The organism is Streptococcus sp. IsoGale021 (genome assembly GCF_031142795.1).
GTDB lineage: Bacteria > Bacillota > Bacilli > Lactobacillales > Streptococcaceae > Streptococcus > Streptococcus hominis.
Genome location: NZ_JAKZJH010000004.1, coordinates 1 through 13,665, shown reverse-complemented (window position 1 = coordinate 13,665; position 13,665 = coordinate 1). Strand labels below are relative to the sequence as shown.

17 protein-coding genes are annotated in these 13,665 nt (G+C 38.6%); 3 read left to right on the top strand and 14 right to left on the bottom strand.

Features of this window, described 5'->3' with window-relative positions; translation table 11 throughout:
• Positions 1-5 precede the first annotated feature (5 nt).
• The 9 genes from RG565_RS04125 to RG565_RS04080 form a co-directional block, all read right to left on the bottom strand.
• Positions 6-305, bottom strand: coding sequence for a YlxQ-related RNA-binding protein (locus tag RG565_RS04125; protein WP_049533320.1), 300 nt, complete (start codon positions 303-305; stop codon positions 6-8).
• Positions 298-594: an RNase P modulator RnpM gene (gene rnpM / locus RG565_RS04120; RefSeq protein ID WP_003033741.1), complete on the bottom strand. Its 297-nt coding sequence runs from the start codon at positions 592-594 to the stop codon at positions 298-300. The genes RG565_RS04125 and rnpM overlap by 8 nt, the downstream gene beginning before the upstream one ends.
• A gap of 12 nt (positions 595-606) precedes the next feature.
• Complete coding sequence (gene nusA, locus RG565_RS04115) at positions 607-1,800, bottom strand: transcription termination factor NusA (protein ID WP_003043633.1); 1,194 nt, start codon at positions 1,798-1,800, stop codon at positions 607-609.
• 48 nt (positions 1,801-1,848) lie between these two features.
• A complete protein-coding gene (gene rimP, locus RG565_RS04110) occupies positions 1,849-2,337 on the bottom strand; it encodes a ribosome maturation factor RimP (protein WP_151380360.1) in 489 nt (162 codons plus the stop codon).
• Between the two features lie 247 nt (positions 2,338-2,584).
• Positions 2,585-3,277 (bottom strand): VIT family protein, encoded by a 693-nt coding sequence (locus RG565_RS04105; protein WP_374989846.1) that lies wholly within the window; start codon positions 3,275-3,277, stop codon positions 2,585-2,587.
• Between the two features lie 736 nt (positions 3,278-4,013).
• Positions 4,014-4,649: a tRNA (guanosine(46)-N7)-methyltransferase TrmB gene (gene trmB, locus RG565_RS04095; RefSeq protein ID WP_308937454.1), complete on the bottom strand. Its 636-nt coding sequence runs from the start codon at positions 4,647-4,649 to the stop codon at positions 4,014-4,016.
• Positions 4,646-5,443, bottom strand: coding sequence for a cell cycle regulator CcrZ (gene ccrZ / locus RG565_RS04090; protein WP_003043230.1), 798 nt, complete (start codon positions 5,441-5,443; stop codon positions 4,646-4,648). The genes trmB and ccrZ overlap by 4 nt, the downstream gene beginning before the upstream one ends.
• Before the next feature lie 50 nt (positions 5,444-5,493).
• Positions 5,494-6,540 (bottom strand): ABC transporter permease, encoded by a 1,047-nt coding sequence (locus RG565_RS04085; protein WP_247936726.1) that lies wholly within the window; start codon positions 6,538-6,540, stop codon positions 5,494-5,496.
• Positions 6,537-7,268 (bottom strand): ABC transporter ATP-binding protein, encoded by a 732-nt coding sequence (locus RG565_RS04080; RefSeq protein WP_247936725.1) that lies wholly within the window; start codon positions 7,266-7,268, stop codon positions 6,537-6,539. Before RG565_RS04080 ends, RG565_RS04085 begins: the two co-directional genes overlap by 4 nt.
• Before the next feature lie 68 nt (positions 7,269-7,336).
• Between RG565_RS04080 and RG565_RS04075 the strand changes: the two genes are divergently transcribed.
• Complete coding sequence (locus tag RG565_RS04075) at positions 7,337-7,747, top strand: HIT family protein (RefSeq protein ID WP_268732185.1); 411 nt, start codon at positions 7,337-7,339, stop codon at positions 7,745-7,747.
• Positions 7,748-7,756: 9 nt separating this feature from the next.
• Positions 7,757-8,044, top strand: a complete 288-nt coding sequence (locus RG565_RS04070; RefSeq protein WP_247936724.1) for a hypothetical protein — start codon at positions 7,757-7,759, stop codon at positions 8,042-8,044.
• 46 nt (positions 8,045-8,090) lie between these two features.
• Here RG565_RS04070 and RG565_RS04065 read toward each other — a convergent pair whose 3' ends face one another.
• The 5 genes from RG565_RS04065 to RG565_RS04045 all read right to left on the bottom strand — a co-directional run bounded on the left by RG565_RS04065 (position 8,091) and on the right by RG565_RS04045 (position 12,568).
• Positions 8,091-9,206: an LCP family protein gene (locus RG565_RS04065; protein WP_247936723.1), complete on the bottom strand. Its 1,116-nt coding sequence runs from the start codon at positions 9,204-9,206 to the stop codon at positions 8,091-8,093.
• A 6-nt stretch (positions 9,207-9,212) separates the two neighbouring features.
• Positions 9,213-9,734, bottom strand: a complete 522-nt coding sequence (locus tag RG565_RS04060) for a GNAT family N-acetyltransferase (protein ID WP_247936722.1) — start codon at positions 9,732-9,734, stop codon at positions 9,213-9,215.
• On the bottom strand, positions 9,727-10,167 hold the full coding sequence (gene tsaE / locus RG565_RS04055) for a tRNA (adenosine(37)-N6)-threonylcarbamoyltransferase complex ATPase subunit type 1 TsaE (protein ID WP_059221176.1): 441 nt from the start codon (positions 10,165-10,167) through the stop codon (positions 9,727-9,729). The genes RG565_RS04060 and tsaE overlap by 8 nt, the downstream gene beginning before the upstream one ends.
• 242 nt (positions 10,168-10,409) lie before the next feature.
• Complete coding sequence (locus RG565_RS04050; RefSeq protein WP_247936721.1) at positions 10,410-11,849, bottom strand: NCS2 family permease; 1,440 nt, start codon at positions 11,847-11,849, stop codon at positions 10,410-10,412.
• Positions 11,850-11,968: 119 nt separating this feature from the next.
• The gene (locus RG565_RS04045; RefSeq protein ID WP_247936720.1) at positions 11,969-12,568 is read right to left on the bottom strand and encodes a DUF1361 domain-containing protein; all 600 of its coding nucleotides are present in this window, start codon (positions 12,566-12,568) and stop codon (positions 11,969-11,971) included.
• Positions 12,569-12,674: 106 nt separating this feature from the next.
• On the opposite strand from RG565_RS04045, the gene RG565_RS04040 reads away from it, so the two are divergent.
• A complete protein-coding gene (locus tag RG565_RS04040) occupies positions 12,675-13,487 on the top strand; it encodes a Cof-type HAD-IIB family hydrolase (protein WP_195322606.1) in 813 nt (270 codons plus the stop codon).
• The last annotated feature ends 178 nt before the right edge of the window (positions 13,488-13,665 follow it).

Genomic DNA, 13,665 nt, shown 5'->3' with positions numbered 1-13,665 from the left:
CTCTTCTATTCCATAAGAGACCTCATTTTCTTTGTAAATCCAGCATCAGTGATGGCAAGCACTTTTCTTGCCTTGCCTACTGCGGTGCTTAATTCCAGTGTTGAAAACACGGTTGATACTTCTACTTTGTAATAATGACTTTTATCAGTAATTTTCTTGGTCAAATTTGGAGCAGCATCATTGGCTAAAAAGACTAACTTTGCTTTCTTATCTTGTATTGCCTTAACAACCAGTTCTTCACCTGATATGATGCGACCTGCTCGTTGTGCCAATCCAAGTAAACTGGCTAATTTTTGTTTATTCAAGACCAAGCTCTCTTCTTTTAACTTTATGATCCACGTAAGCAATCAGCTCATCGTAAAAATCGTCTTCCACTTCCATATTAAAACTGCGATTAAAGACTCGTTTTTGCTTAGCTTGAAGCGCTTCTTCATTATCAAGTTTGATATAAGCTCCACGTCCGTTTGCCTTGCCTGTTGGATCAATGAAAATTTGACCTTCTTTGTTTTTGACAATGCGGAGTAAATCACGCTTGTCAATGACTTCGTTAGAAACTACTGATTTTCGTAAAGGGATTTTTCTTGTTTTTGCCATTCTTTCCCTCCTTTAGTCTGCTGCTTCAACTTCACTTTCTACAAATTCTGCTTCTACAGGACTTTCAACTGCTGTAAATTCTTCTGCTTCTTCAGCAAATCCGCCAAGCTCACCAGCTTCTTCCATAGCTTCAAATTCACTTGCAGATTTGATGTCAATTCTGTAACCTGTCAAATGAGCTGCCAAGCGTACGTTTTGTCCGCGACGACCGATTGCAAGAGACAATTTGTTATCTGGCACAACGACAAGAGCATGCTTGCTATCTTGACTGTCAAAGATGACTTGATCCACTTCTGCCGGAGCAATCGCATTGTAGATAAACTCTGCAGGATCTGCTACCCACTCAATCACATCGATGTTTTCTTCAATAGGAATCATACGGTCTGATTTTGCATCATACTTAGCAGGATGAAACTTGCTAGTGATTTTCTTGATGTTTGCGCCACCACGTCCAACGATTGTACCAATTGCATCTACATTTGGGTTGTGACTACGTACCGCAACCTTGGTTCGATCACCTGCTTCACGAGAAACGCTCATAATTTCAACCGTTCCATCATAAACTTCAGGAATTTCTTGCTCCATCAAGCGTTTGATCATCTCTGGATGACTACGGCTAACAAAAACATTTACACCACGAGGATTGTCCTCAACCTTATAAACAAAAACTTCAATGCGGTCGTGTGAAGCAAAGACTTCTCCAGGGATTTGGTCTTGTTTAGACAACTGCGCTTCAATGCTGCCAAGATTGACATAGATGAAACGATTGTCAAAACGTTCGACTGTTCCTGACATGATTTCATTTTCATGCTCTTTGTACTTATTGTAGGTAATCGCCCGCGTTTGCTTGCGCATCTTTTCCATAATTGTTTGCTTAGCAGATTGAGCTGCTACCCGACCAAATTCAGCCGGCGCTTCTTCAAATTTGATTTTATCACCAAGCTCATAAGCTGAGCTAATGGCAAGAGCATCTTTTAAGCTGATTTCCAAACGGCTATCAAAAACTTCGTCCACCACTTCACGAACTGTATAGACACGAAAATCACCTGTTTTTTCATTAAATTCAATGGCCGCACTATCTGACTGACCATAACGGCGACGATAAGCGGAGCGTAAGGATTCTGTCACTGCTTCGATAATGTCTTCTTTTTTGATTCCTTTATCTTCTTCCAAAATGCGGAAGGCCTCTAGCATTTCTTTACTCATGTTTTTTTCGCTTTTGTAAAAACAAAAGCAATCCTTTCTTTTTTCTTACTAAAATTTTACTGCTAATCTTGCTTTGGATACTAGCTTGTAAGGAATTTGAACAACTTTCTTACGCGTCTTATCCATATATTCCATTGTTACACTATCTTCCTCAAAAGAAAGCAATGTTCCTTCAAAGGTTTTACTTTTATCAACTGCTTGATACAGACTAACATGGATATATTGCCCAACTGCATCTGCTAATTGTTCTTTCGTTTTCAGCGGACGTTCCAACCCTGGGCTCGTCACCTCAAGGAAATACTGCTCAGGAAAAGGATCCGGCTTAATCGTGTCCAAAAGCGGACTGATGATGTCCGTCAAATCTGCCGTATCATTTACGGTAATCCCTCCCGGCTTATCTACAAAAATACTGAGAACATGGTCGCTCCCCATCTTACCATACTCAATATCCACTAATTCATACGGTTCTTGGATGACTGGCTCGACAACCTCTTTTACCAATTCTACAATCGTTGCGATAAGACTACACCTCCTCACAGATAAGAGGCGAAGATACTTCCTCGCCTCTCTTTCATATTCATTACTTGTATTATAGCATAAGAAAAAATAAAATGCAAGAAAATATATTCCTGTATTTTATTTGATGCTATATTTATCAATCGTAAGAAAATTGATTGATTTCAGCATTGTGGTTGACAGATAATTCTAAAAAGAATTGACTATAAAGTCAAATAGAATAACTTACAATCAAAATCACTCCTCATAAAGGTTTTTTATTTCGAAATTAAATAGCAAATAATTGACCTACAAGATAAGTTACTGTCATAGTCAAAAGTCCAATGACTAAGTTTCGAATCATGGCATTTTTTATCGGTGCTTTTCCTAACTTGGCACTGGTGTATCCCGTTCCCAATAGCGATAAAGCAACGATGACTACTGTCGCCGGAATTCTATAACTAGCAGAAAAGAAGACAATGCTCAGCATGGGAAAGATAGCTCCTGCTACAAAAGCGATAAAGCTGGAGATTGCTGCATGCCAAGGATTAGTAAATTCTTCCACTTCAATACCATACTTTTCCGCTACCAAAGCTTTGAGAGGATCCTTTAAAAAAGCTCGATTGGTTAAAAGCTGGGCAGAAGTCTCACACTCGCCATTCTGGATATAAGCTGCATAGAGCGACTGCCTAGCAATATCTGGATTTTTCATTAAAAGATCTCGCTCTCTAACAACTGCGGCCTCCTCCGTATCCTTTTGAGTGGAGACAGATACATATTCACCACCTGCCATGGAAAAAGCTCCCGCAAAGACTGCTGCTAACCCAGAAAGAAAGATAATCCAAATACTTTTTGTCGCACTTGCTACCCCTATTACCACACCCGCGATAGAAATAATACCATCATTGGCCCCTAATACTCCAGCTCGCAAAATATTAAGCCGACCGCTAAAATTCTTATAAATCTCTTGTTCTCTCATCATCGTCAGCCTTCTCTTTTCTCTTTATTTAGAATTATTATAAATAAAAACTTAATCAAGCACAAGAGAAAAGAACAAAATGAGAAAAGTTCTACCATTTAATAAAATTTCTTGAAAATCTACTTGGACAGCAACGTTTTACTTTTTAGCAAACTCAAAACAAGACCATTCTACCAAATCACACATATATATATTTATGATAAAAGGTCATCCGATTGATACCACAATCTTCTACAATGTCCTGAATCGTAAATTTTGTTAATAGCTTTTATAACAAAATGTTTAAATGAAGCTTCTAAAGTTCATTTTGTCGCTTGAGACATTCTTTTGCTCCTCTTGTTTTTTAGCAATCTTTTCTCCTGAAAATCAGAAAAGGGAGTGGAGGCTGGGACAAAAGTCCGACCTCAAATATAAAAAGCGAACAAAACTAGTTTTCTGGTAATCAGAATTCTGCTTTATTCGCTTTTCGCATTTAATTATAGATTAGAAGGGCTTAATAATTAAGATTTTTAAAAATTGAAATCTTTTTGTCCCAAACTCACCCCCGCAAAGGTGCTTAAACAGTTATCAAGCTGTTTAAGGTTGCAGATGAAGAAAACGAAGTTTTCGTCAAAGGTGCTCTTCCGAGCTTAAACAGCGAATAAAGAGCCCAATCACCTACTGCGTTATTCGTTTATTACTAAATCTGATAGAAGCTGGGACACTTTTTGCCCAGCCTCTTTCAATTATCTATTTCACCTTAAAACTCTGCCTCAACCCGATAGATGACTTGACCTTTGTTGACAAATTTTTGCTCATATTCCGTCATCACATTATTCTCAAAGTCGCTCGCGTGCAAATCCAACCAAACGCCATTTAGTTTCATGCCGTATTGAGAAAAGCTCACCAAGCTATATTCAAAGAGGCCACGATTATCTGTTTTGAAATGAATCTCTCCATGTTCTGGTAAAATTTGCTTAAAGGTATCGAGAAAAGATTTGTAGGTCAAGCGCCGTTTTTCATGGCGTTTCTTGGGCCAAGGATCAGAAAAATTCAGATACAAACGATCAATCTCTCCATTTTCAAAGTAGTTGGTCAAATCAGAACCATCTACCCAAAGGAGCTTGATATTGGGAACATCAGCTACTAAAACCTTATCCAAGGCGTAACTCAAAACAGATTTTTGAATATCAATTCCGATATAGTTAATTTCTGGATGAGCTTTTGCCATTTCTGAAACAAACGCACCTTTCCCACTTCCCACTTCAATATGAATAGGGTGCTTATTCCCAAAAATCTCATGCCACTTGCCCTTTGCTTCAGCAGAATTTAAAATCACATATTGCGGGTTTGCTTCTAGTAATTCCGTTGCGCCTTTGCGATTTCTAACTCTCATGACACCTTTCTTCCGTATTTTGAGCGGAAGTTACGCAAGGCATAAATCTCCCGATTCACATTTTCCAAGTCTGCATTTTCATAATACTTCGCAATCTGACATAGGTAAGCATACTGACCATACCAGTATAATTTCTTCAATACCGTTTCATTATAGCGATAGCCATAGTAGGTCAACCATTCTTTCCAACGCACCTCTGGAATATAATGGCTTAATATATGAGCCACATCAAACATACGATCTGTCAATCGAACAGAATCCCAATCTACTAAATACACCAATCCACTATCTGTCTCAATCCAGTTACTATGACGCACATCGCCATGCACAATCGTTGCATGATCCTCGCGAAATTGTGGTAAATGACTACGCATATCATTTAAAACCGACCGTAAGTAATGATTATTTCCAATTGCCAATGGTGCGTGTTCTAACCAAGATTCCAATAAATCTGCTGGCGTCTCCAAGGAATAACCCAACCGACGCAACTGTGTCATCAAAGGACGTGAACGATGCAGCCGTGTCAAAATATTTACAATTTGTTTTTTGTCCATTTCAGTCGGCGTCAAAATTTTTCCTGATAGCCATTCCTGTGCACTCATGACATTGCCGTCTGCCATGCGACGACTCCACAATAATTGCGGTGCGATTTGTTCTCTAGCCAAACCTACTAAGATTGGGGTCGTGTTCATCTTGACGAAAACGCGCGCCCCATCTGGATAGGTGCCCATGTAGGCTTTCCCACTTTTACCTGCAATTGGTGTCAGAGTTAGCTCATTATCAACCAAGTCCATTGTTCTCCTCCGTAAAAAGTTTCCTATCTATTTTACTAATTTTACTTCCTTTAGTCAACCAAACTTCTTAATTTGAATGGTAAATAAATGACATAGAGTAGCAATGTGATTCCTATCATAAAAAGCAAAGCTACTCTATCTTGGAAAAACAGCAAAGCCATTATTGTTTCCACAAAAAGCACGCTGTAGCCAATAAGAACAATCACTTGTTTCACTCCTTTTAACTTTGAGTTGATTTCTAAAGGGAATAAGAACGTCAAATATTGGTAATCAAAGGCATGGTACAAGGCTGTCAACTGAAATAGCAGGAGATAATTTAACAATGCCACAAATATGGCAGCAATCCACGATTGACTGATAAAACCAATTCCCAAAAGAGACAGAAACAGCAACCGTATAGTCAAGGCAAGAAAATCACCATTGCGCAAATAAGAACGCAAATACATATTTTGCCAAGTAGTCGACTGTCTTTTTGGTAGAATATTCGTCAAACCATCAAGATATGCTCGGCGTTTTACGCTATTGGAAATTCCCTTAACATTGGTAAAGAGAGCAAAGAAACGCAGAATCGTCTGTTTTCGTCTTTCTTCGTAAGCAATGAGATAGCCCCAATTCACCCCTGCACCTTGGTAAAATTTCTGGCTTTTTTGCAAAAAGATAAACCATTTTGCTAGCAACATAAGAAAAACAAGAATAAACCAGCCCCAAAGCGGCATGCCTAAAGCAAGAAGAAGCGGTGCTAATAGTAACAACGCAACGGTTTGAAGCAAGGCCCATAATCGATAAGATAAATGCGTTTGTTCTTGTAGGTAGCTTTTTAATTCCTCTTCTTTGACTAACAAAAATAAACTATCTGGTTTTTCCATATAAGTCGCGATTCGTCCCAGAGGCAACAATAAAATCAAAAGAACTGCTAAAGCAAGAATGATTGGCAGGTGATTTGAAGGTAAATTTCGCAACAACTGACTGTATTGAACCGCTAAAAAGCCAGTAAAAACTAATAAAAAGAGGACAAAATGGTCGTTAAAAACATAGCGCGAATACTTCAAACATTGATTGCGAAATACTTGTTTGCGCTTTTGAAACAGTTCTCTCATAGGCTCGCCTCTTCTGTCAAAGCTAGATAAATGTCATTGAGACTAGCTTCTGGCATGGCAAATTCTGCTCGTAATTCTGCTAAATTGCCTTTAGCTCGGATTTCTCCCTTATGCAATATCACGAATGAATCACACATCTTTTCTGCCGAATCCAGCACGTGCGTGCTCATGAGAATTGACTTGCCTTTTGCCTTTTCATCCTCCAAAAGCTCTATCAAGTCAGCAATAGCAACTGGATCAAGTCCCAAAAATGGTTCATCAACGATAAAAAGGCTGGGGTCAACCACAAATGCACAGATAATCATGACTTTTTGCTTCATTCCTTTAGAAAAATGCACCGGAAACCAATCCAATTTTTCTTTCAAGCGAAACATCGTCAATAATTTCTCCACGCGCGCAAAAGCCACCTTTTGCTCCACATCATAAGCCATAGCAACCGTTTCAATATGCTCGCGCAGCGTTAATTCCTCATACAAACTAGGTGTTTCCGGAATAAAACCAATTTTCTTACGATAAACTGTAGGACTATCTTGCAGTTTAGCACCGTCAATTAAAATTTCACCCTTATAAGGTGTTAAAAGTCCAATAATTTCATTGATTGTAGTGGATTTACCTGCACCATTCAAGCCAATCAGCCCCACCAGTTCCCCGTTTCCTACTGTGAAACTGATGTCTTTTAAAACAGGGATATTCACATAGCCCCCTGTAAGCCCTTTTATTTCTAACATATTTTCTCCAAATTCTGGTATAATGTTCTTATATTATAACAAAATCTAGCAAAGTAGAGGTAAATTTGATGGCAGATTGCATTTTTTGTAAGATTATTGCAGGAGAAATTCCAGCTTCTAAAGTATATGAAGACGATGAAATTCTAGCATTTTTAGACATCTCACAAGTAACGCTCGGACATACCTTGGTTGTCCCTAAAAAACATTTCCGCAACATGCTTGAAATGGACGGTGAAGCTGCCAGTCAACTTTTCGCACGCATTCCAGATATTGCTCGTAAAGTGATGAAGGCGACTGGTGCAAAGGGGATGAATATCATCAATAACAACGAAGAAATTGCCGGTCAATCTGTCTTCCATACACATGTCCATTTAGCACCACGCTATACAGAAAATGATGATTTAAAACTGACTTTCGTGGCGCACAAACCAAACTTCCCTGCTCTTGCAGAATTAGCCGAGAAAATTTCAAAAGCATAAGGAGAAACCATGAAACTTAGTAATCTATTGTTATTCACCGGTGCAGCTGCAGCCAGCTTTTGCCTTGTTAAAAATAGAGAAAAACTCATGAACGAGGCTGTTGAAAATTATGAGCTAATGGACAGGATTCAAGACAATCTCCAAAACATTCAACGAAATCTCCAAGTCGTTCAAGAGCAAAAAGACAATCTCCAAACAATTTCACAGGATTTAACTTACCAATTCAAACTTTTTGAGCAAGACGCTACTGCTCGACTTCAACAAATTCAAGATATCTGGAACACTCACATCAACTAAGAAATAAAAAAGAATTTAGACACACGCTAAATTCTTTTTTATTATGTCATTGTCCGTATTGACCGTAATACTGTCCATTTTGGTCTGTTCCATAAGGATTGCTGGAATACGCAGAAGAATCAGCAACACCAGTTGTTGTGCCACTTCCTGATTGACTGGAACTAGGAGCGGCACTGCCATACAATTCTTCATATAAAACTGCATTGGTTTCCAATTCAGTCACTTCTTCCAAGCCAAGTGATTTTCTCAGAATATTTTGCATTTCCAACATATGCTCCGAAGTTACGATTTGGTAAGATCCACCGTCTGGTAAAGTAGCACCCTCACCTTTCAATTGCTTACTTTCAATATTTTTAAAAGCATCTTGGTAACCTAATAATTGCGGAATACTGCCAGAAGACAACTCTACATTGGTCTGCATATTGTTGCTAACAGCTTTTAAAATAGCTTGATAATGGCTGACACTATTTAAACTCAGCACTTTTTGGACTACTTTTTGAATGACTTCTCGTTGACGCTTTTGACGGCCATAATCCCCTTCTGGATCTTGATAACGCATGCGAGAATAAACCAACGCCTGATCTCCGTTGATGTGTTGCTTACCTGGTTCAACAACTGCTTTGTATTCTGGTTCATTTTCTTCAATCGAAATAGGGAAACCAAGTGTGTTATTAACCGTGATACCGCCAACAGCATCAACCAATTGCACCAGACCTTTCATATTGATAAGCACATAGCGGTCAATGTGAATATTCATCATCTTTTGCACTGTGGAAATAGCTAGCTCAGCTCCACCATTTGCATAAGCCGCATTGAGCTTTGCTTGCATGGTTTCGTCGCCATTTTTTATATTGGTGAGAATATCCCGCTCCAAACTCATCATCGTAGTCTTTTTCGTCTTAGGATTGACCGTCATGAGAATCATGGAGTCACTATTTCCAGTCCACCGATCTGAGCGTGAACCACTACCCGTATCCACCCCCATTAAGAGCAAGGTAAGCGGTTTGGTAGCTGCAATAACATCTGTATCTTTCCCAAAGCTCTTGTAAGTCTTAGACAATACATCCGTTGATTGGTTATAAATCGTAAATCCATAAACGCCTAGTCCTGCAACCGTTACAAGACACAAGCTTAAAAACATTAAGATAATTTTTTTTAACATATTATTCTAATCTATCAGTTTTCCCATTAGGTAAACATCAAGAAATTTCCCTTCTGCAAGATAGGTCCCTCTTTTTTGAACGCCCTCAATCTCAAATCCAAATGCCTGATACAAATGAACAGCACGCTTATTTCTGACTTGTACAGTTAATTCTAATCGTCGAATCACTCCAGAATTCTCTGCCCAGTCTATCGCTTCTCCTAGAAGAAATTTCCCTAAGCCTTGATTCCAAAATGCTCTTTTAACCACGATAAAGACCTGTCCAATATGTCGAATCCGCTCATGAAAATCAGCTGTAATGCTTACAAGACCAGCAATTTCATTATCTAATAGTGCAATTAGATAAATCTGGTTATCTGACGCAGCTTGATGTTGAATGAAAGAGCTCATCTGCTCTTCTGTCATCAAAATCCCTGCAGCATCTAATGTCATGTAATCTGATTCTTTTCCAACTTGATTAAGAAAATCAATTAAAGATTTGGCGTCTTGAGGTTCTGCTTCTCTTATAACTAGCTCTAACTCAGTCATTGACAAATTCCTCAAGCAGTTTCTCAGCTCGATGTCCTTTTGCATCAAAGACCAATTCTCGACCATCACTTTTTCTTAAAATTGTCAATTTGAGATAGTCACTTGGCAAACTATCTCCCAACAATTCGCCCCATTCAATAACCGTCACTCCATCTCCAAAGAGAAAATCGTCTAAATCAATAGAATCTGGATCTTCTCCAATGCGATAAACATCCAAATGATAAAGCGGTAGGCGTCCGTCATATTCTCGTACAATAGTATAGGTCGGACTTTTGATCATTTGTTTGATACCCAGTCCACGTGCTAACCCTTTGGTGAACGTTGTTTTCCCAGCACCCAAGTCACCCGTTAAAATCAAAACATCTTGTTTTCGGAGTAAAGCGCCTAATTTCTCGCCCCACGCCATCAACTCATCTTCATTATGGCTAAACATTCTTTTATTATACCAGAAGTTTTCATTTTCTGCTGAAATTTAACAAAAGAAAAAAGGCTGGGACAAAAGTCCTTAACCTCTTCAGATTTTTATGAGTTTCTTGCAAGTCGCAGTGGCTGAGTGGGTTCTATGCGGTTGATAAATCAACCTTTACAGCCCCACTCAACTGTGCGGGGGTGGGACGACAAAATCAAATTTCTTCGAAATTACCGATTTTTGTCTCACTCCCGATTTTTCAATCATTAAGCTAAAGCTAGACTGATAAAGTTTAAGATAAACAAAGCATCCAATACCCAGATAATTGGGTGAACTTCCTTGGCTTCACCTTTGATGATTTTCACAAATGCATACATGATGAATCCTGCAGCAATACCATGAGTAATACTGTAAGTAAAGCCCATGAAAACGGATGTAAAGAAGGCTGGTACTGCTTCTGATAAATCGTCCCATTCGATATCTTTCATACTGGAAAGCATCATAATTCCGACAATGATAAGAATAGGAGCTACTGCTACTGTTGGGACAATAGCAAGAAGTGGACTAAAGAAACTTGAAATAGCAAACAAAGCCGCAACGACAAGTGCTGTTAAACCTGTACGACCACCGGCTTCAATCCCAGCTGCACTTTCTACATAAGTCGTGACATTTGAAGTTCCTGCAATCGCACCAATCGTTGTCCCAACCATGTCTGAAAACAGCGCCTTGTCCATTTTAGTCTGAAGCCCAGACGAATCTTTAGCAGCTTCTTCATCTGCAATATTAAAGATACCTGCTTTACGACCAGTACTAATCAAAGTTCCAATATTATCAAAAATATCTGTTAATGAAAAGGCCAAAATGGCTAGAAGCACTTCTGGAATGCGAGAAGGTTTTGCAAATAAAGCTAACAAACCATCTTTACCTAAAGCTGCACCAAAAATCTTTCCTAAATCCTGAACAGCAGCACCGATATTATTGGAAGCAAAATTGATTTTTGAAAGATCTACAACTCCCACCAAAATGGCTACGATTGTGGTTGCCGCAATAGATAACACAATACCTCCGCGCACACGTTTCAAGACAAAGAAAATAGTGATGAGAATTCCAAACAAAGCGACAAGAACAGCTGGATTGTTAAAATCTACCAAGCCCGGTGTTGCCATTCCATTAGCCGTAATAGCTGCTTGTGCCTTATCAGCACCTTTTCCTGCAACAGTATAGGTTCCTGGATCGATTGAAAATTTCAAAAGTCCCGCTTTTTTCACTCCGATATAAGCTAGAAAAATTCCAATCCCACCAGAAATCGCATATTTTAAACTTTCAGGAATTGCATGAATAATAATCGTACGAACCCTAGTCAGCGTGACAATAATACTAATAATCCCGCAGAGGAAAACCATTGCCAGCGCCTCTTGCCATGTATAACCAAGTGCAAATACAACGGTATAAGTAAAGAAAGCATTCAGTCCCATACCAGGCGCCTGAGCGTAAGGAATGTTGGCATATAAAGCCATCATCAGCGTCCCTGCAACAGTACCAATGATAGTCGCTAAGAAAACACCTTGTGCTGGCATGCCTGTTTGACTGAGCATTTCAGGGTTGACAAAGAGGATATAACTCATTGCAAAGAAAGTGGTTAAACCAGCAAGAACTTCTGTACGAACAGTCGTACCGTTTTCTTTTAGTTTAAAAAACTTGTCCATTTTTAAAAATCTCCTTAAAATTTACGAACGATAATAGATATAATACCACAAAATATTCATGTTTTCAACAGAAGTTTTAAAAATAAACAAATTAATTCAATGTTTTATACAGAAAATCTTTATTTAGACTGACTTTTACTCAAAAAGACCAAGGACATGATTTGAATAAAGGTAAACCCTAAAATGAATAACAGGCGCTCCCTCTGCAAAGCAGCTGCCAACCGCTCAAAGACTAACGTAGGATGGCTGACTAGATCCCAAGAATTGAGCCGATCATAGCGACCAATGTAAATTGCGAGACTCGATAAAAATGAGACGGCTCCAATAGCCAAATATTCCAGCCACCATTTGAGCTTCAAATAGCCCGAAATCAAATTCCAGCTCTCTATTCCGCATAGAACCCCGAAGAAAATACTTGGAATAAAGGCCATAAAAAGATGTAGACTTTCTCGGTTCCACAAGGTGTCACTCACCCAGTGCATGTGTACCAAGTCCGTAATCATATAGAACGTATTGGGATAAAACACTAGCCAAAGAATTGCTACAGGTAAGAAAAACCATTTCTTTTTAAACTGAATGGCTAGAAAAGCCGCATCATAGGCAACCAAAGCTAGAAACATATTCCAAATCAAATCTGGACCTTTTGTCAAAATTCCTTCAGCATAAACGATAGCAGAAATAATCGCAAAGAAAATATGAATGATAATTGTTTTACGCATACTCGATTTCCTCCTTCATTATATAAGAAAACATTATATCACAAATTCTGCACTTTCATCTTAAAATCTGCTATAATAGAAAACAGCACAAATGAAAGAGTAGACTATGACAAAAAAAGTAATTGCAGTAGATTTAGACGGAACCTTGCTCAATTCTGACAGCAAACTATCTGAATTTACAAAAGAAACCATTAAAAAAATTTCTAAAAAAGGACATCATGTTGTCATCACAACCGGACGCCCTTATCGAATGGCACGGGAATTTTATAAAGAATTGGAACTACACACTCCAATGATCAACTTTAATGGCTCTTTGACCCATATTCCGGAGAAAAAGTGGCAACAGGAAAGATGTATCACCTTAGATAAAGAATATCTATTAGACATTGTCAAAAGGAAGGAAGAGATTGAAGCAGACTTCATTGCTGGGGAATATCGGAAGAAATTTTATATCACAGCCCCCAATGAAACGATTGCCGACCCGAAATTATTTGGTGTAGAATCTTTTCAACCTGAAAATCAATTTAATCCAGAATTGGTTACCAAAAATCCCAACTGTATCCTTTTGCAAACGCATACCAATGATAAATATGCTTTGGCGGATGAATTGAATCAATTTTATCAACAACAATTATCTATCAATACTTGGGGCGGCCCTCTCAATATCCTCGAATGCACTCCAAAAGGCGTCAATAAAGCTTTTGCTTTGAAATATTTATTAGAGGTTCTGAACGTGGATCGGAAAGATTTGATTGCTTTTGGTGACGAGCACAATGATACAGAGATGTTAGCTTTTGCCGGTACTGGCTATGCCATGAAAAACGCTAGTCAAACACTTCTTCCCTATGCAGATGAACAACTACCACTGACCAATGACCAAGACGGAGTCGCTCATCAATTATTGAAACTATTTTTATAATAAGACTTAGAGTTGGATAGGTTTTCTGTCCGACTTTTTAATATTTACACGTAATCTTCCCAGATTTCATTTTTCTGAGACTGATTGTGCACTAGCAATCATGGGGCGATCTCATCAGCTATTGATTTTCAATTATTTTCTATCAGTTTATTTATGCTATAAATTGAATATTATAAAT

Bases quoted from the DNA above. Each gene is read 5' to 3' on its own strand.
- rnpM (WP_003033741.1), bottom strand. From the start codon at position 594: ATGGCAAAAACAAGAAAAATCCCTTTACGAAAATCAGTAGTTTCTAAC.
- nusA (WP_003043633.1), bottom strand. From the start codon at position 1,800: ATGAGTAAAGAAATGCTAGAGGCCTTCCGCATTTTGGAAGAAGATAAA.
- RG565_RS04105 (WP_374989846.1), bottom strand. From the start codon at position 3,277: ATGATGAGAGAACAAGAGATTTATAAGAATTTTAGCGGTCGGCTTAAT.
- trmB (WP_308937454.1), bottom strand. From the start codon at position 4,649: ATGAGAGTTAGAAATCGCAAAGGCGCAACGGAATTACTAGAAGCAAAC.
- ccrZ (WP_003043230.1), bottom strand. From the start codon at position 5,443: ATGGACTTGGTTGATAATGAGCTAACTCTGACACCAATTGCAGGTAAA.
- RG565_RS04085 (WP_247936726.1), bottom strand. From the start codon at position 6,540: ATGAGAGAACTGTTTCAAAAGCGCAAACAAGTATTTCGCAATCAATGT.
- RG565_RS04080 (WP_247936725.1), bottom strand. From the start codon at position 7,268: ATGTTAGAAATAAAAGGGCTTACAGGGGGCTATGTGAATATCCCTGTT.
- RG565_RS04075 (WP_268732185.1), top strand. From the start codon at position 7,337: ATGGCAGATTGCATTTTTTGTAAGATTATTGCAGGAGAAATTCCAGCT.
- RG565_RS04070 (WP_247936724.1), top strand. From the start codon at position 7,757: ATGAAACTTAGTAATCTATTGTTATTCACCGGTGCAGCTGCAGCCAGC.
- RG565_RS04065 (WP_247936723.1), bottom strand. From the start codon at position 9,206: ATGTTAAAAAAAATTATCTTAATGTTTTTAAGCTTGTGTCTTGTAACG.
- RG565_RS04060 (WP_247936722.1), bottom strand. From the start codon at position 9,734: ATGACTGAGTTAGAGCTAGTTATAAGAGAAGCAGAACCTCAAGACGCC.
- tsaE (WP_059221176.1), bottom strand. From the start codon at position 10,167: ATGTTTAGCCATAATGAAGATGAGTTGATGGCGTGGGGCGAGAAATTA.
- RG565_RS04050 (WP_247936721.1), bottom strand. From the start codon at position 11,849: ATGGACAAGTTTTTTAAACTAAAAGAAAACGGTACGACTGTTCGTACA.
- RG565_RS04045 (WP_247936720.1), bottom strand. From the start codon at position 12,568: ATGCGTAAAACAATTATCATTCATATTTTCTTTGCGATTATTTCTGCT.
- RG565_RS04040 (WP_195322606.1), top strand. From the start codon at position 12,675: ATGACAAAAAAAGTAATTGCAGTAGATTTAGACGGAACCTTGCTCAAT.